The 15,299-nt window shown below is 73.3% G+C and carries 17 protein-coding genes; 5 read left to right on the top strand and 12 right to left on the bottom strand.

Going from position 1 to position 15,299, the window contains the following annotated elements; translation table 11 throughout:
* The first annotated feature begins 223 nt into the window (after window positions 1-223).
* Together BCD49_RS12970 and BCD49_RS12965 are read left to right on the top strand one after the other, a co-directional pair.
* The gene (locus BCD49_RS12970) at window positions 224-979 is read left to right on the top strand and encodes a hypothetical protein (RefSeq protein ID WP_007511642.1); all 756 of its coding nucleotides are present in this window, start codon (window positions 224-226) and stop codon (window positions 977-979) included.
* 136 nt (window positions 980-1,115) lie between these two features.
* Complete coding sequence (locus tag BCD49_RS12965) at window positions 1,116-1,526, top strand: hypothetical protein (RefSeq protein WP_106410424.1); 411 nt, start codon at window positions 1,116-1,118, stop codon at window positions 1,524-1,526.
* Window positions 1,527-1,607: 81 nt separating this feature from the next.
* Here BCD49_RS12965 and BCD49_RS12960 read toward each other — a convergent pair whose 3' ends face one another.
* The 3 genes from BCD49_RS12960 to BCD49_RS12950 form a co-directional block, all read right to left on the bottom strand.
* Window positions 1,608-3,365: a leucyl aminopeptidase family protein gene (locus BCD49_RS12960; RefSeq protein ID WP_007511640.1), complete on the bottom strand. Its 1,758-nt coding sequence runs from the start codon at window positions 3,363-3,365 to the stop codon at window positions 1,608-1,610.
* A 300-nt stretch (window positions 3,366-3,665) separates the two neighbouring features.
* On the bottom strand, window positions 3,666-3,833 hold the full coding sequence (locus BCD49_RS12955; protein WP_007511639.1) for a DUF3117 domain-containing protein: 168 nt from the start codon (window positions 3,831-3,833) through the stop codon (window positions 3,666-3,668).
* 309 nt (window positions 3,834-4,142) lie between these two features.
* Window positions 4,143-4,532: a DivIVA domain-containing protein gene (locus tag BCD49_RS12950; protein WP_051466789.1), complete on the bottom strand. Its 390-nt coding sequence runs from the start codon at window positions 4,530-4,532 to the stop codon at window positions 4,143-4,145.
* A 166-nt stretch (window positions 4,533-4,698) separates the two neighbouring features.
* Between BCD49_RS12950 and folP the strand changes: the two genes are divergently transcribed.
* Window positions 4,699-5,511, top strand: a complete 813-nt coding sequence (folP, locus tag BCD49_RS12945; protein ID WP_051466787.1) for a dihydropteroate synthase — start codon at window positions 4,699-4,701, stop codon at window positions 5,509-5,511.
* A gap of 3 nt (window positions 5,512-5,514) precedes the next feature.
* Here the strand turns inward: folP and BCD49_RS12940 are convergent, their stop codons facing one another.
* From BCD49_RS12940 to fdxA, 6 genes are all read right to left on the bottom strand, one after another.
* A complete protein-coding gene (locus BCD49_RS12940) occupies window positions 5,515-6,120 on the bottom strand; it encodes a TIGR00730 family Rossman fold protein (RefSeq protein ID WP_007511631.1) in 606 nt (201 codons plus the stop codon).
* 13 nt (window positions 6,121-6,133) lie between these two features.
* The gene (locus tag BCD49_RS12935) at window positions 6,134-7,054 is read right to left on the bottom strand and encodes a TIGR00730 family Rossman fold protein (protein WP_007511630.1); all 921 of its coding nucleotides are present in this window, start codon (window positions 7,052-7,054) and stop codon (window positions 6,134-6,136) included.
* Between the two features lie 126 nt (window positions 7,055-7,180).
* Window positions 7,181-8,251, bottom strand: a complete 1,071-nt coding sequence (gene dapE / locus BCD49_RS12930) for a succinyl-diaminopimelate desuccinylase (protein ID WP_007511628.1) — start codon at window positions 8,249-8,251, stop codon at window positions 7,181-7,183.
* Between the two features lie 26 nt (window positions 8,252-8,277).
* Window positions 8,278-9,117: a 2,3,4,5-tetrahydropyridine-2,6-dicarboxylate N-succinyltransferase gene (locus BCD49_RS12925; RefSeq protein ID WP_007511626.1), complete on the bottom strand. Its 840-nt coding sequence runs from the start codon at window positions 9,115-9,117 to the stop codon at window positions 8,278-8,280.
* Between the two features lie 135 nt (window positions 9,118-9,252).
* Window positions 9,253-10,806 (bottom strand): succinyldiaminopimelate transaminase, encoded by a 1,554-nt coding sequence (gene dapC, locus BCD49_RS12920; RefSeq protein WP_007511624.1) that lies wholly within the window; start codon window positions 10,804-10,806, stop codon window positions 9,253-9,255.
* 32 nt (window positions 10,807-10,838) lie between these two features.
* Window positions 10,839-11,162: a ferredoxin gene (gene fdxA / locus BCD49_RS12915; protein WP_007511622.1), complete on the bottom strand. Its 324-nt coding sequence runs from the start codon at window positions 11,160-11,162 to the stop codon at window positions 10,839-10,841.
* Window positions 11,163-11,165: 3 nt separating this feature from the next.
* Between fdxA and BCD49_RS46380 the strand changes: the two genes are divergently transcribed.
* Together BCD49_RS46380 and BCD49_RS12910 are read left to right on the top strand one after the other, a co-directional pair.
* Complete coding sequence (locus tag BCD49_RS46380) at window positions 11,166-11,663, top strand: putative acetyltransferase (RefSeq protein WP_007511620.1); 498 nt, start codon at window positions 11,166-11,168, stop codon at window positions 11,661-11,663.
* Window positions 11,660-12,538: a transglutaminase-like domain-containing protein gene (locus BCD49_RS12910; RefSeq protein WP_007511617.1), complete on the top strand. Its 879-nt coding sequence runs from the start codon at window positions 11,660-11,662 to the stop codon at window positions 12,536-12,538. The genes BCD49_RS46380 and BCD49_RS12910 overlap by 4 nt, the downstream gene beginning before the upstream one ends.
* Before the next feature lie 43 nt (window positions 12,539-12,581).
* Here BCD49_RS12910 and BCD49_RS44990 read toward each other — a convergent pair whose 3' ends face one another.
* From BCD49_RS44990 to galE, 3 genes are all read right to left on the bottom strand, one after another.
* Complete coding sequence (locus BCD49_RS44990) at window positions 12,582-13,106, bottom strand: DUF6113 family protein (protein WP_027140435.1); 525 nt, start codon at window positions 13,104-13,106, stop codon at window positions 12,582-12,584.
* Between the two features lie 120 nt (window positions 13,107-13,226).
* On the bottom strand, window positions 13,227-14,177 hold the full coding sequence (gene mshB / locus BCD49_RS12900; RefSeq protein WP_035924594.1) for an N-acetyl-1-D-myo-inositol-2-amino-2-deoxy-alpha-D-glucopyranoside deacetylase: 951 nt from the start codon (window positions 14,175-14,177) through the stop codon (window positions 13,227-13,229).
* Entirely contained in the window at window positions 14,174-15,223 is a 1,050-nt protein-coding gene (galE, locus tag BCD49_RS12895; RefSeq protein ID WP_007511612.1) for a UDP-glucose 4-epimerase GalE, read from the bottom strand. Before galE ends, mshB begins: the two co-directional genes overlap by 4 nt.
* Window positions 15,224-15,299 lie beyond the last annotated feature (76 nt).

Below are 15,299 nucleotides of genomic sequence, written 5' to 3'. Positions count from 1 at the left end.
GTCCTGGCCCGCGGGTTGGTGGCGGTACTGTCACGTTCTCCAGCTCACTCCCGTTGGCTTACGGCCACCTGAAGGCGCGGTAAGCGTGTCGGCATTCCGACAGACCTGCGGCGCAGGCCCCGGCGTTAGCGGGGCCCTGTTCAAGGCGCAAGCGACGGCGAACTAGTGTCGGATGGTGGCGACCGCACATCGCGGGATAAAGCCGGCACCTGGGGGAAGGATCATGTCGGGCAATCGGTTCGGTGACGGCGCTTCCGGCGGTGAGCACCCGGATCCGCCGGATCGGCGAATCGGATCCGGCGAGGACGCCAGGGGGCACGGTCGCCCACCACGTCGGCGTCGGCCGCCCTTCGTCGGGGGTGGCCGTGACCAGGGCAGCAACAATTCGCTTGCCGCGTTCCTGGTCGGCGTCGCCGTCATCGCCGGGCTCATCGGCTTCACCCTCAACCGGGTGACGACGGGGAAGGACGGCACCCCCGGCACCGCCACGCCGACCGCCAGTGCCTCCGCCGCGGCCGACCGGCTGACCGGGCTGACCGCCGAACAGGTGGCCATCCGGCTGCTCGGCGCCGGCATCCCGCTGCACACCACGATCGTCTACGACGCGTCGAGCGACCCGAACCAGCTGCTCGGCAAGCCGGGCGGCTACAGCAGCAAGATCGCTTTCCTGGACACCAGGACCGGCGTCAACCCGGCGGGCGTCACCAGCAAGGACCCCGTCGACCAGGGTGGCAGCATCGAGGTCTTCGCCGATCAGGCCGCCGCGAGCTCCCGGGTCCAGCGGCTGCGGACGGCCAGCGCCTCGAGCCAGCTGCTCCAGGAGTCCGACTTCCAGCAGGGCGGCGTGGTGCTCCGGGTGTCGCGCTATCTCGCCGAGACGGACGCGAACGGCTACCGGGACGCGCTCGCCGCGCTCGCCGCGCCGGCCGGAGCGGCGCCCGTCGGCACGGTTCCTCTCGGCACCGCGACGGCCGGCTGACCCATCCGGACCCGCCCGATCAGCTCCAGCGATCCGCCGAGACCGCCGGTCCCGCCGTCCTTCCCATCCATCCGGCATGGCGAAGGGGGACCAACGGGGCAGATTGCCGGCGGCTTCCGTGGGGAACCGCACCCGTGTGAACGTCCATGAGTTCTATACGGCTGACCCGCGCCGGCAAGAGTCCGAAGAGATCTCGTTCGGTGAAGGGTGGACCGACCACACTGACCCGTCGTCGACCTACCGGCTGAGCTGGGTCGCGCTGACGGGCGAGATCTACTCCGTGCGCGAGCCCCACCCGGGCGGCGGCCTGCTGGCCGCGGTCTTCGACCACTACAACGTCCACCAGGCCGACGTCGACGAGATGAAGGTGGAAATCCTGGCCGTGGCCGACCTGGCGAGCGTCGAGGAGGCACTGGCCGGCTGGCGCGAGAGGGTCGGCGAGCACGACAGCCTGCGCTGGGCGCGCGAACGGCTGCGCCGCACCCCCCAGCCGGCCGAACGGGGACTCGACGCGGGCCGCGCGTCCGGCCCCGAGGCCGTCGGGTAGCGCCTGGACCTGGGGCCGGGGCCGCCGGCCAGGAAGGACCACGGACGACGTCGCCGGCCGAGCGTCAGGAGGCCAGGACGGTCAGGAGGCCAGGACGCCGGCCGGGGCCGAGGAGTCCGCGGCCGCCGACGGTCCGGCTGTGGTGAGCCAGCGCAGGAGGGTACGGACGCCCCAGCCGGTGCCGCCCCGGGTGATCTCGGCGTCGTCGGAGTCGGCCCGGGCGGTGCCGGCGATGTCCAGGTGCGCCCACGGCAGCCCGTCGGTGAACTCGCGCAGGAACAGCGCCGCCGTGATCGACCCGCCGCCCACGTCCAGCGCGCGGCCCATGTTCGCGAGATCGGCGACCGGCGACTCCAGCGCCGGCCGGTACTCCTCGACCAACGGAAGCCGCCAGACCCGCTCGCCGGCCGCCGCGGCCGCCGTGGCGAGGTCGCCCGCGAGCGCGTCATCGGACGCGAACAGGCCGGCCGTGCGACGGCCGAGCGCGATCGAGACCGCCCCGGTCAGGGTGGCGAGGTCCACCAGCACGTCCGCGCCGAGCTCGGCGGCCGCGTATGCCAGTCCGTCGGCGAGCACCAGCCTGCCTTCGGCATCGGTGTTGAGGACCTCCACCGTCCGCCCGCCCCAGCAGGTGATGACGTCACCGGGGCGCATCGCCGTGGCTCCGATCATGTTCTCCGCTATGCAGAGCAGCCCGGTGACCCGGCCGGGCGCGCCAAGCTCCGGCAGCGCGACCATGGTGGCGAGAACGGCGGCCGCGCCCGACATGTCCGTCTTCATCGCGGCCATCGACCCCGGCGGCTTGAGCGAGAGCCCACCGGAGTCGAACGTGATCCCCTTACCGACCAGGACGCGATGTCCCAGCTCGGCGCCATCACCGGCCGGCGGCCCCTCGTAGCGCAGCTCGACCAGGTAGGGCGGACGCACCGATCCCGCGCCGACCGCGACCAACCCGCCGAAACCACCGGCCTCGAGCTCGCGGACGTCCAGCACCGACGCTTCCAGCCCAGCGGCGCGCGCCGCGTCCGCGGCCCGGGTGGCGAGCCACTCCGGCGACTTCACCAGGCTCGGGACGTTGATGAGATCCCGAGCGGTCAGCACGGCCCTGGCGAGGACACCGGCTCGCCGGACCGCCTCGGTGGCCTCCGCCAGCTCCGTCGGTGTCAGCGCGCGCGACGTCCAGACGATGACCTCGTCGATGCCGTGCCCGCGCTCCGCCGCCGCCGCCGGCGTGGCCGGATCCCGCGCCGGCGAGAGCTCATCGGTCTGGGTCTCGGCGTCCGCGGCGTCGGTGGCGCGTTCGTCGCCCGGCAGGTCGGTCTGTCCGGCCGCGAGGTCGCCAGCCTCGACGTCGGCCGAGGCGCCGGGCTCGACCACTGCCTTCCCCGGGCCGCGAGGCTGCCGGTAGGAGGCCAGCGCCAGGCCCTCGGTGAACGCGGCGAGCGCCACCGGGTCCGGGTCCGCGACGAAGGCGACCCGGTCGCCGGCGCTGGCCCGGCGAGCGAGCGCCGCGCCGGCCGAACGCCAGTCGGCGTCGCCGCCGAGGCCGGCGCCCACCAGGAGAAGTCGGGTCGGAGACTCGGCGCGGGCCAGTGGAACGACCAGAACCGAGCCGGCGTCGCCGCCGAAGGCGTGCGTGGTCAGCAGCGAGTCGAGATCGATGCCGAGCTCGGCGCAGGCCGAGCTCGCCATCGGGCTGACCCGGTAGGTCTCCGCGGCCGGGCCGGCCATGCCCGAGCCGTCCCGGCCGTCGGAAGCCGCCTCCCCGGACGACAGCACGACCACTGCGAGCGCGGACGAATCCGGCGCGGCCAGCCCGCCGGGTCGTAGGGTGACCACCGGGACGCTCCAGCGCCCCAGGTCACCATCACGGATGGAGATAGTCACACTTCCCTGATCGCGATCAGCTATCACGGACCGAGACGGCTCTACCCCGCTCATCGCCGTCAACCCCTGAGGCGTCGACATCCGCCGGCGTCGACCTCCGAGGCGTCGACCCCCGAGGCAGAGCGAAGCTCGACGTCCAGGCGGTTCGGACGCCGAGGTGTAGTCCAGAGGAAGCTCGCCGACGGGCACCGACACGAGCCCGCGGAAGCCACCGCCCTGGCGGGGGCGACGAGCGGGGCCAACCGCCCCCGCTTACCCGACCGCGGTCTTGAGAGCGTCGCCTAGCGCGCTCGCCTCGTCGGCGGTGAGCTCGACGACGAGCCGGCCGCCACCCTCGAGCGGGACACGCATCACGATCCCCCGCCCCTCCTTGGTGACCTCGAGCGGACCGTCACCCGTCCGCGGCTTCATGGCCGCCATCGGTGCACCTCTTCCTGCCGTCGGACGTACGTCTGCCGACGATTATCCCGTAGCCGGGGCAGCAAACCGAAACACGGCCCTCCGCAGAGCCACAACGGTCGACGCAGCCTCCCCACCGATCTGCCAGGTCAGACCCGACGCCGACTGGTAGGTCCGGTGACGCGGCAGGGCGAAGATAGATCAACTGCGGCTCAGGCGTAGGCCGGGGTCGAACGGTATGTAACGGATGCCCGGTTTGAGGGTAGATCGGCGGACTGGTAGGCGCATCAAACAGGCGCCTGGGGCGGCTCAGGCGAGCATGCGGGTCGGCTAGACCAGCGGGGGCTGCGAGCCGGTCGGCGAGTAGGTCTCCGTGGACGTCGTGCCCGCCGCCGGCGCAGCCGTCGGCAGGTCCGTATGCGCGAACGTGGCCAGCCGGACCAGCTCCTCGTCGCGGCGAGCCAGCTCCTCGTCCCGCCAGGCCAGCTCGCCGGCGAGCCTGGCGAGCAGCGCGTCCACCTCGGCCATCCGGTAGCCGCGGAAGGCGAGGTTGAGCCGGACGTCGGCGACCTCCTGCGCGCCGACGGGGCCGGTCGCGGGCAGGCCGGTCGGCACGGCGTCGGGCGGCGCGGGCGCCATCCGATCGAACCAGCCGACAGCGAGCGCCGCGACCGCGAAGACCACCACGGCGATCACGAGGACCTCGATGACGAGTACCACACCCCGATCGTAGCGGGCGGTCTGGCAGGCTCGGGGGGTGTCTCGTGACGTCGCCGCGCCCGCAGGTCCGCCCCAGGCCGCCATCCAGGCGGCAGCGGGTCCCGAACGGCGGCCAGGGCCGCTGCGGCTCGGGACCCGGGTGTTCGGGCCGACCGAGACGGTCGTCATGGCGATCGTGAACCGGACGCCGGACTCGTTCTTCGACCGCGGCGCCACCTACGGCGAGGCGGAGGCCCTGGCCGCCGTCGACCGGGCGATCGCCGAGGGCGCGGGGATCATCGACATCGGCGCGGTCAAGGCCGCCCCCGGCGGCGAGGTCAGCCCGGCCGAGGAGCTGCGCCGCATCGGCGGGTTCGTCGCCCGGGTGCGCGCCGCCCACCCGGACGCGGTGATCAGCGTGGACACCTGGCGGGCCGAGGTCGGCCGCGTGGTGGTCGGCGAGGGAGCGGACCTGCTGAACGACGCCTGGGGCGGGGTGGAGCCGGAGCTCGCCGAGGTCGCGGCGGAGGGCGGCGTGGGCCTGGTCTGCACACACGCCGGCCACCTGCCGCCGCGGACCCGCCCGCACCGGCTGAGCTATCCGGACGTCGTCGCGGACATCGTGGCCACTACCCGCGCGCTCGCCGAGCGTGCCGTCGCGGTCGGGGTACGTCCGGATGCGGTGATCATCGATCCGGGGCACGACTTCGGTAAGAACAGCCGGCATTCGCTGGAGGCGACCAAGCGGACCGATGAGCTGGTCGCCACCGGATGGCCGGTGCTGATGGCGATGTCGAACAAGGACTTCGTCGGTGAGGTGCTCGACACGATCGTCGAGGAACGCCTCGAGGGCACCCTCGCGGCTACCGCCGTCAGCGCCTGGCTGGGCGCCCGCGTCTTCCGGGCCCACCAGGTGGGAGCGACCCGTCGCGTCCTGCGCATGGTGGCGGCGATCCGCGGCGACGCCGACCTGGCCGTCGCCCGCCGCGGCGTGGTCTGAGCCCTAGTCGACCGGAGGGGCGGAGGCCTCGATGGCCTCGTCGGGCGTGGGTACGGCGGTGTGGTGGGCCTCGACGGCGGCTTCCAGGAAGTCGAGCGCCTCGGTGACGGTCGTGGCCCAGCGCAGCAGGCTACGGGCGTCGGGGCGGACGAAGCCGCGGTCGACGAGGCCGTCGACCAGCGTGTGCAGGTGGGCGAAGACCCCGTCGGGGTCGCACACGACGATCGGCTTGGCGTGCATGCCGAGCATCGCGGCGACCCACACCTCGAACAGCTCCTCGAGCGTGCCGAGACCGCCGGGCAGCGCGAGGAAGGCGTCCGCCCGGCCATCCATGATCGCCTTACGTTCCCGCATGGTCTCGGTGATGATCAGCTCGTCGGCGTCGGTGTCCGAGACCTCCAGCTCCAGCAGCTTGCGCGGGATCACCCCGAGGGTGTGCGCGCCGCCGGCGCGGGCGCCGCGCGCGACCGCCCCCATGCAGGAGATCGAGCCGCCGCCGGAGACCAGGTCGTGGCCCCGGGCGGCCAGCTCCGAGCCGACCTGCGCCGCGAGCAGCACGTAGCCGGGGTCGATCCGCTCGGACGACGAGCAGAAGACGCAGAGTCTCACAGGGCACACAGCCTCATAGGGCTACCCGGCCCTGGCCGTTCGCCGGGGGCGTGGGCCGCATCCCACCCGGGGACGCCGTGCCCTCGACGACCAGCCGGACCGCCTCATCGACGTCGTCGGTGAGCGAGACCAGGTCCAGGTCGGTCTCCTTGATCCGTCCGGTCGCCCCGACCGTCGACCGCAGCCAGTCCAGCAGGCCACGCCAGTAGTCGGTGCCCAGCAGCACCACGGGGAACCGGGTCACCTTGCCGGTCTGTACCAGGGTGAGCGCCTCGAAGAGCTCGTCGAGCGTGCCGAAGCCGCCCGGCAGGCAGACGAACGCCTCGCCGTACTTCACGAACATCGTCTTGCGGACGAAGAAGTAGCGGAAGCTGACCCCGAGGTCGACCCAGTCGTTGAGCCGCTGCTCGAACGGCAGCTCGATGCCGAGCCCGACGGACAGGCCGCCGGCCTCCTGCGCGCCCCGGTTGACGGCCTCCATCGCGCCGGGGCCGCCACCGGTGATCACGGCGAAACCGGCGTCGGCGAGGGCGCCACCGAGCCGGCGGCCCACGGCGTAGTCGGGGTGGTCGCGCGGCACCCGGGCCGAGCCGAACACGGTCACTGCCCGCGGGAGGTCGGCGAGCAGGCCGAAGCCCTCGACGAACTCGCTCTGGATGCGCAGCACCCGCCACGGGTCGGAGTGGACGAAGTCACCGGAGTCCTGGTTCGCCAGCAGCCGTTGATCGGCGGTGGAGTGGCGGACCTGACCGCGCCGGGCTATCTGCGCGCCACGCCGCTGTTCCGGCGGCGGTGACGACTGGCGGTCCGTGTCGGGCTCGCCCTGGCTGCGCCCCGCGGGTACGGGCGTGCCGAGCACGTCCGCGGTGTGGGGCGGCGCGGCCGGCTCACCGGGCTGGAAGGGTGTCACCCCGGAACCATAGGCCACGCGCATACTGGACCCGCGGGGCCGGTCAGCACGGCGCAGGTTTGACATATGAGATAGATCACATAAATCGGCGTCACCGGGGGCGGCCCGCTCCGAGGCCAGCCACCGCGGCCCCACCGCCAATCCCGCCGGTCACGCGCCAGCGGTGAGGTAGGCCCGCAGGACGCGCTCGGCCTCGTCGACCAGCGCAAGCTCCACGTACTCGTCGCGGGTGTGGGCGAGGTTGGGATCCCCGGGACCGTAGTTCACGGCCGGGATGCCAAGGGCCGCGAAGCGGGCGACGTCCGTCCAGCCGTACTTCGCCCGCGGGGTGCGTCCGGTGGCCGCCACGAAGGCGGCCGCCGCCGGCGCGGCCAGGCCGGGGGGCGCTCCGCCCACGCTGTCGGTCAGCTCCAGCTCGTACCCGGTGAGCACCTCGCGGACGTGCGCGAGGGCACCGGCCTCGTCCCGGTCCGGCGCGAACCGGAAATTGATCGTCACCTCGCACCGGTCCGGGATGACGTTGCCGGCCACCCCGCCCGAGATGCGCACGGCGGACAGGCCCTCCCGGTACTCGCATCCGTCCAGGACCACCGCGCGGGGCTCGTACGCGGCGAGCCGGGAGAGCAGGTCGCCCGCGCGGTGGATGGCGTTGTCGCCAAGCCAGGACCTGGCCGAGTGGGCGCGGCGGCCCGGCAGGGCCGCCACCACCCGCAGCGTGCCCTGGCAGCCCGCCTCGATCTCGCCGGCGGTCGGCTCCATGAGGACCGCGAGGTCGCCGTCCAGCCAGTCGCGATGCGCCGCGGCGAGCCGGCGCAGCCCGTTGTGGGCCGCCGCGACCTCCTCGTTGTCGTAGAACACCCAGGTCAGGTCGTGCGCCAGGCTGGCCGGCGGCACGGTGGCGGCCAGGTGCAGCATCACGGCGACGCCCGCCTTCATGTCGGACGTGCCGCAGCCGAAGAGCCGGCCACCGTCGAGACGGGCCGGCAGGTTCTCGGCGACCGGGACCGTGTCCAGATGGCCGGCGAGCACCACCCGGCTGGGCCGGCCGAGACGGGTGCGCGCCACGACCGCGTCGCCGTCCCGGTCGACGCTCAGGCCGGGCAGGCCGGCCAGCGCCTTCTCGACCGCGTCCGCGAGCGGCCCCTCGCCGCCGCTCACCGACTCGACGTCCACCAGCGCCCTGGTCAGCTCCCCGGGCGGCGCCGCGATGTCCAGCTCCATGGCCGCACCCTAGCCAGGGTCTCCGGTCAGGTGGCGACGCCGTGCTCGCGCAGGACGTCGTTGAGGGCCAGCTTGTCGTGGATCTCGCCCTCGGCGAGGACGCGCAGCACGAGGATGCACGGCATCGCGAACTCGCCGCCGGGGAAGCTCTTCATCTTGCTAGAGCCGACCGCCACCGCCCGCTCCGGGATCTCGCCGCGCGGGTACTCCTCGCCGGTGGTGGCGTCGAACACATGCGTCGAGGAGGTCAGGATGGCGCCGGCGCCGAGCTTCGCGCCCCGGCGGACCCGCGCGCCCTCGACGACCATGCACCGGCTGCCGATGAACGCGTCGTCCTCGACGACGACCGGCACGGCGTTCGGCGGTTCGAGCACGCCGCCGAGGCCGACCCCGCCGGAGAGGTGGACGTTGCGGCCGACCTGCGCGCACGAGCCGACGGTCGCCCAGGTGTCCACGAGGGTGCCGGAGTCGACGTAGCCGCCGATGTTGGTGTAGCTCGGCATGAGCACGGCGCCGGGCGCGATGTGGGCGCCCCAGCGGACGATCGCGCCCGGGACGACGCGGACGCCGTCGAACCGGGTCTTGAGCGGCACCCGGTCGTGGTACTGGAAGGCGCCGGCCGCGGACTCGACCATCGGCAGCACCTTGAAGGACAACAGGATGGCCCGCTTGGCCCGCTCGTCGACGACGATCGCGCCGCTGGCCGCGATCTGGGCGACCCGGGCCTCGCCCGCGTCGATGGCGTCGACGGCCGCGACCACGGCCTTGCGGGCGTCGGCGTCGCCCGGGTTCAGCTCCGCCCGGCGCTCCCAGAGCTCGTCGACGACCGGGTCAAGCGGAGAGGCGAAGGATTCAGAGGTGCTCACCCGACCGACCCTAATCGGCCTGGCCGCGGGAGCAGGCCGAGGAGGTCGAAGGCATCCGGCCGAAGATCCCGCCGAAAAGCCGGCAGCCGCGTGATCACCAGGTGATCACGCGGCTGCTGCCGAGAAGGTCCGTCCTCAGCGGATGTCGGGTGGCTCCGCCGGCCAGGTGGGGTCGGGAGCTGACGGGTTCCCGTAGGTGTCGGCGAGACCGGCGATGTTGTCGAACACCGGTGAGGCCTGCCGGTTCCCCGGCTGCTGGTTCCCCGGCTGCTGGCCGTCGGCCCGCTGGTCGAAGGCCGAGCGACCCTGGTCCGGGTATCCCTGGTCCGGGTATCCCCGCTGGCCGTATCCGGCCGGTTGGCCAGGTTGGGCATATCCCGGCCGGGGCGGACCGGATCCGGGAGCGCCGTACCCGCGGCCGGACGCCGGTACCGGCCCGGGCGAGCCCGAGCCGAACGCCCCGGAGTGGCCCGGCTGCTGTTGCTGCTGCTGGTTGGCCGGCGACGCCTGCCCGGCGGGCGGGTACGCGTACCCCCCGGTACGCAGACCGCCCGTCGGCGGGCCGGACTGCCGTGGTGGCGGCAGCATGGCCATCCGCTCAGGCACCGTCGCGACCTGGGCGTCCGGCGCGGTCAGCGCGACCCGGACATGGTGGCGACCGGCCTCGCCGTAGAACGTGCCGGGCGCCACGAGCACGCCGACGCTGGCGAGGGCGTCGACGGTCGCCCAGGCGTCCTCGCCGCGGGTGGCCCAGAGGTACAGGCCGGCCTCGCTGTGCTCGATCGTGAACCCGGCGACCGCCAGCGCGGCGCCGAGGACGGTACGCCGGTTGACGTACCGGGCCCGCTGGTCGGCCACGTGCATGTCGTCGGCGAGCGCCGCCGTCATCGCGGCCTGAACCGGGTCCGGCAGCATGAGACCGGCGTGCTTGCGCAGCTCGAGCAGCTCGCGGACCAGCGCCGGGTCACCGGTGACGAACCCGGCGCGGTAGCCGGCCAGGTTCGACCGCTTCGACAGCGAGTGCACCGCGAGCAGGCCCTCGTGCGAGCCGCCGCAGACGTCCGGGTGCAGCACCGAGACGGCGCGGGACTCCCAGCCGAGCTCGATGTAGCACTCGTCGCTCGCGACGATCGCGCCGCGCTCCCGCGCCCACGCGACCACCGCCCGCATCTCGTCGATGCCCAGGCAGCGGCCGGTCGGGTTGGACGGGGAGTTCAACCAGACCAGCGCCACGCCGTCCGCCGGCCCGTAGACGGGTTCGCAACGGGCGAGCAGCGCCCCGACCTCGTACGTCGGGTAGGCCGGTGTCGGCACCCAGACCCGGTCTCCAGGCCCCAGGCCAAGCTGGCCCGGGAGCTGGGCGACCAGCTCCTTGGTCCCGATCACCGGCAGCACCGCCGACGGGTCGACGAGCACCCCGAGCCGCCGGGCCAGCCAACCCGCCGCCGCGTCGCGCAGCCGCGGGGTGCCCCACGTCAGTGGGTACCCCGGCGAGTCCGCGGCGGCGGCCAGCGCCTGCTGGACCACCGCCGGCACCGGGTCGACCGGAGTCCCGACGGACAGGTCGACCAGCCCGTACGGGTGCTGGCTGGCCTTCTCCTTGTACTGGGCAAGGAGATCCCACGGGAAGTCAGGCAGCCGGACCTTCGACCGGGCTCGCCGGCCGAAGACCGCGGCGGGATGTGGCATTCGGGAGGATCCCGGCGCCCCCGCTTCCCCGCTCAGTGCTCACCCTGCGGCGCCAACGCGGCGACAACAGGCGGGTCGTGGTCCAACGCACCGACCTTCGACGCGCCCCCGGGCGAACCCAGTTCCTCGAAGAAGTTGGCGTTGATGTCGGTGTACGGCTTCCACTGGTCGGGCACATCGTCTTCGTAGTAGATGGCCTCAACCGGGCAGACGGGTTCACATGCACCGCAGTCGACGCACTCGTCAGGCTGGATGTAGAGCATCCGACCGCCTTCGTAGATGCAGTCGACCGGGCACTCCTCGATGCAAGCCCTGTCCTTGACATCGACACAGGGCTCGGCGATGACGTAGGTCACCGGATGTTCCTCCTCGGCTCACGGGCGACTGAGTCCTTAGTATCGACCTCGACCGTTCCGTGTCGACAGCAAGGGCGTTCGCTAGTCGTGTATGTCGTCCGCATCACTCGGGCCGACATCGGCGCGCGGGTCGTGATCCGGCGCCGCATCGCGGGGCCGGTGCCGCTGACGGACGTTATCGGAACCCTCCAGGCATGGACAGCCGGGGTCCTGACCGTCGTGCACGCGAACGGCGAGATCATCAGAGTTCCTGAAGGCGAGCTCGTAGCGGCCAAGGTCATTCCTCCGCCGCCTATCCGCAGGTCACGGCCCGATCGACGGCAGAGCCCCTCCCAGATCGCCGAACTGGGAGGTCTGCCGGTAGGTCAGCGCCAGGGTAGGTCAGCGGACGGTTTCGAGCGACCAACGCGGACTCCGCCGGTCGCGGGAACCGACCAGGGAGCGACCCCCGGCCCGGACGCCCAGGATCCGGACGCCCAGGATGTGGAGGCCCGCCCATGAGCGCCCGCAGCCGAGCCCGGTTCGCAGATGTCGTGCGCCGGACACCGATCGACCTCGCGCTCGCCTGCCAGCTGATCGCCGCCGAGGCCGAGCCGGACGCGGAGGCGGCCGATCTGCTCGGCGCGCTGGACCGCCTCGCCGACGAGGCACGCCCGGTGCTCGCCGCCAAGACCACTCGCGCCACGGCCTCCGGCGCCACCCCTGGCGGCTCCGCTGGAGAGCTGGGCGGCGGCCCGGACCCGATGGACGTCGCCGAGGCGTTGCACGAGGCGCTGGGCCAGCGGGCCGGTTTCGCCGGCCTCAGCAGCGACTACGACGACCTGCGGGCCTCCCTGCTGCCATCGGTGCTGCGCCGCCGGCACGGCCTGCCGATCGTGCTCTCGGTCATCTGGCTCGATGTCGCCTCCCGGCTCGGCGTGCCGGCCTACCCGGTCGGGCTGCCCGGCCACGTGGTGGTCGCGCTCGGCACCCCTAGGGAGAACGTCCTCGTCGACCCGTTCGCCGGCGGCCGGCGGATCACCGTCCACGACGCGGCGGCCCGGGTCCGAGCCGCCGGGGTCCCGTTCAGCCGCGCGCAGCTCGCGCCGATGAGCTTCGAGGACCTGCTCGCCCGGGTGCTCGGCAACATCCGGGTACTGGCCGCCCGCACGGACGCCACCGCGACCCGGCTCTGGGCCGTCGAGCTGTCGCTGCTGCTCCCCCACCACCCGGCCAGCCTGCGCCGGGAACGCGGCGAGCTGTTGATCCGTCGCGGCGAGTTCCTCAGCGGCGCGCACGATCTGGTCACCTTCGCCGACGCGGTCGAGGTCGCCGAACCCACCGCCGCCGCGGCGGCCCGCTCAGCGGCCATCTCCGCCCGAGCCCGCCTCAACTAGGGAACCGCTGCGCCCAGGAGCCCAGGGCTCCCCGGAGAACCAGCTAGGGCATGGGCGGAAAGGCGGTCAGGCCACGGCGGCTGGGGCGCAGCACGGCCACCAGGAGGGGGGCCACCACGCCCACGCCCATGAACAGGTAGGCGGTGGAGGAGGCACGCAGCATCAGGTCGCCCTCGCCCCGCGTGGAGCCCAGCGCGAGCACGACCGGCGTCCAGCCGATCAGCATGATGCACGCGCCCAGCCGCGTCCCCGTCAGCCAGCGCACCAGGATCGGGACCCCGACGTTGCCGACGACGACGAGCAGCAGGCCAAGGGACAGCAGCGTGCCGCCCGGCCGCGGGCCAGCCGGCACCGCGGCCACCCCGTAGACACCCAGGACGACCCCCGCGAGCAGGCCGAACGCGTAGGCGCAGCCGAGGAAGAGCCGGGACGGCTCCGCGCGCTGGTCGACCGACGACGTGCCCAGCCCCGTCACCCTCGCCGCCACCGAGTCGGCCAGCCGGCCCGCGCCACCCGCGCCGGACGCACCGGGCGTCGGCGGGCGCGGACCTGTGCTGGGACGAGGCATACCTCGACAGTAGCGCCGGCTCGCGGTGCACCCCGATGCCGGACGCCGGCTCCCGACGGCCCCACGGCGCGCCAGGGCACACCGTGCGGCCCCGCCGGGGCTACACCCCGGGGCCCCCGCCTACAGCTCGAGGCCCGCGAACAGGTCGGTCTCCTGACCGGCACCGGCCGCGTCGGCGTCGGCGTCGGCCGCAAGGGTGTCGTGGCTCAGGGCGCCGCGGGTGAGGATGTAGTGGTCGATCCCGAACGCCTCCTGGCCGACGCCGTCGGCCAGCGCGAAGAAGAACCCGTCGACGGCGATCTGGGTCTGGTGCGCCCGCATCGCGGCGAGCTTGGCCGCGAGGAACGTCGGCGCCTCGACCCGGGTCGTGATCTGCTCGTCCGGCACCCCCATCGGGATGTCGTCGGCGCTCAGCGCGCCGTGGAACGGGCTGTTCTCGTCCTGGGCGAAGTACTCGACGCCGCGCTCGACGAACGACTTCGGTACCGCCGTCTCATACAGCTTCGACGGCGCCCATGCCGATCCGGCCTCCGGAGCGAAGGCCGGATCGGCCGCAGCGGTGAACGCGGCGACCGTGATCTGGTGCGCCCGGATGTGGTCGGGGTGGCCATAGGCGCCGTTGGCGTCATAGCTGACCAGCACCTGGGGGCGCACCTCCCGCACGATCCTGACCAGCTCGACCGTCGCCTCGGTGAGGTCGGCCTGCCAGAGACAGCGCGGATCGTCGTTGCCGGGGGTGCCCATCATCCCGCTGTCGCGGAACCGGCCGGCGCCGCCGAGAAAGCGGTGGTCCGTGAGGCCCAGCGCGGCGCAGGCCCGCTCCAGCTCGCCGATCCGGTAGCCGCCGAGCTGGTCGCCGAGATCGCTGCGCAGGTTCACCAGCTCTGGGGCGAGCACCTCGCCGAGCTCGCCAAGCGTGCAAGTGACCAAGGTCACATGAGTGTCGAGGCGCGCGGCGTACGCGGCGATCGTGATCCCGGTAGCGATCACCTCGTCGTCGGGATGGGCATGGACGAACAGCACCCGGCGCGGCGGCAGCCCCGCCGGCGCGGCCACAGGTGCCTCGCTCATGCCGCGGCCCCGTCGTAGCCGCCAGGGTTTCGCCGCTGGAACTCCCAGGCGTCCTGGCACATCTGGGCCAGGCCGCGGCTGGCGCGCCAGCCGAGCACCTCGGCGGCGTGCGCCGGGTCGGCGACCAGCTCGGCCACGTCGCCGGCGCGGCGCGGGACCACCCTGTACGGCAGCTGCCGCCCGCAGGCGGCGCTGAACGCGTCCAGCAGCTGGCGCACCGACGTCCCGGTGCCGGTGCCGAGGTTGACGGCCCGGAAGCCCGGGGCGGCGCCGGCGTGCTCGAGCGCCGCCCGGTGGCCCTCGGCGAGGTCCATGACATGGATGTAGTCGCGCACGCCGGTGCCGTCCGGGGTCGGGTAGTCGTCGCCGAACACCGACAGGAACTCACGCCGCCCGATCGCGACCTGCTGCAGGTAGGGCATCAGGTTGTTCGGGACGCCGCGCGGATCCTCGCCGAGCAGCCCGGACGGATGCGCTCCGACCGGGTTGAAGTAGCGCAGCGCGGTGACCTGCCAGTCCGGCTCGGCGACGCACAGGTCGGCCAGGATCTGCTCGCACATCCACTTGGTGCGCGCGTAGGGGTTCGTGGGCCGGGCCGGCGCGTCCTCTCGGATCGGGATGACGTCGACGTCGCCGTGGATGGAGCAGGACGAGGAGAAGATCAGCCGGCGGGGGCCGTGCTCGCGCATCGCCTCGACGAGCCGCAGCGTCGCGTTGATGTTCGTGTCGTAGTACTCGACCGGCATCGTCACCGACTCGCCGACCGCCTTGAGCGCGGCGAAGTGGACGACCGCCGCGACCGGCGTCGCGGAGAGCACCTTCCCGAGGGCGGCGACGTCACGGGTATCCACCTCGACGAACTCCAGCTCGCCTGCCGCCGGGCCGGCGACCTCCCGGATCCGGTCCACGGCCCGCGCCGAGCTGTTGACGAAGTTGTCGACCCCGATCACCCGGTAGCCGGCCGTCAGCAGGTCCACGCACGTGTGCGACCCGATGAACCCCGCCGCCCCCGTCACCAGCACCGTCTCACCTGGCGTCGCGCCCACAGCCCACCGTCTCCCTGGTCTGGAGTCCGGCGGCGTCGTTGCGCACCGGACGGCGTCGATGTCCGACCCCGACCGT

The sequence above is a fragment of the Pseudofrankia sp. EUN1h genome (assembly GCF_001854645.1).
Lineage (GTDB): Bacteria > Actinomycetota > Actinomycetes > Frankiales > Frankiaceae > Pseudofrankia > Pseudofrankia saprophytica.
The sequence above is the reverse complement of the archived record's forward strand: the minus strand, read 5'-3'. Positions and strand labels throughout refer to the sequence as shown.

What these genes read in the sequence shown, in the direction of transcription:
- BCD49_RS12970 (WP_007511642.1), top strand. Translation starts at nt 224, where the DNA reads ATGTCGGGCAATCGGTTCGGTGACGGCGCTTCCGGCGGTGAGCACCCG.
- BCD49_RS12955 (WP_007511639.1), bottom strand. Translation starts at nt 3,833, where the DNA reads ATGGCGGCCATGAAGCCGCGGACGGGTGACGGTCCGCTCGAGGTCACC.
- folP (WP_051466787.1), top strand. Translation starts at nt 4,699, where the DNA reads ATGGCGATCGTGAACCGGACGCCGGACTCGTTCTTCGACCGCGGCGCC.
- BCD49_RS12935 (WP_007511630.1), bottom strand. Translation starts at nt 7,054, where the DNA reads ATGCGCGTGGCCTATGGTTCCGGGGTGACACCCTTCCAGCCCGGTGAG.
- dapE (WP_007511628.1), bottom strand. Translation starts at nt 8,251, where the DNA reads ATGGAGCTGGACATCGCGGCGCCGCCCGGGGAGCTGACCAGGGCGCTG.
- dapC (WP_007511624.1), bottom strand. Translation starts at nt 10,806, where the DNA reads ATGCCACATCCCGCCGCGGTCTTCGGCCGGCGAGCCCGGTCGAAGGTC.
- BCD49_RS46380 (WP_007511620.1), top strand. Translation starts at nt 11,166, where the DNA reads ATGTTCCTCCTCGGCTCACGGGCGACTGAGTCCTTAGTATCGACCTCG.
- BCD49_RS12910 (WP_007511617.1), top strand. Translation starts at nt 11,660, where the DNA reads ATGAGCGCCCGCAGCCGAGCCCGGTTCGCAGATGTCGTGCGCCGGACA.
- BCD49_RS44990 (WP_027140435.1), bottom strand. Translation starts at nt 13,106, where the DNA reads ATGCCTCGTCCCAGCACAGGTCCGCGCCCGCCGACGCCCGGTGCGTCC.
- mshB (WP_035924594.1), bottom strand. Translation starts at nt 14,177, where the DNA reads ATGAGCGAGGCACCTGTGGCCGCGCCGGCGGGGCTGCCGCCGCGCCGG.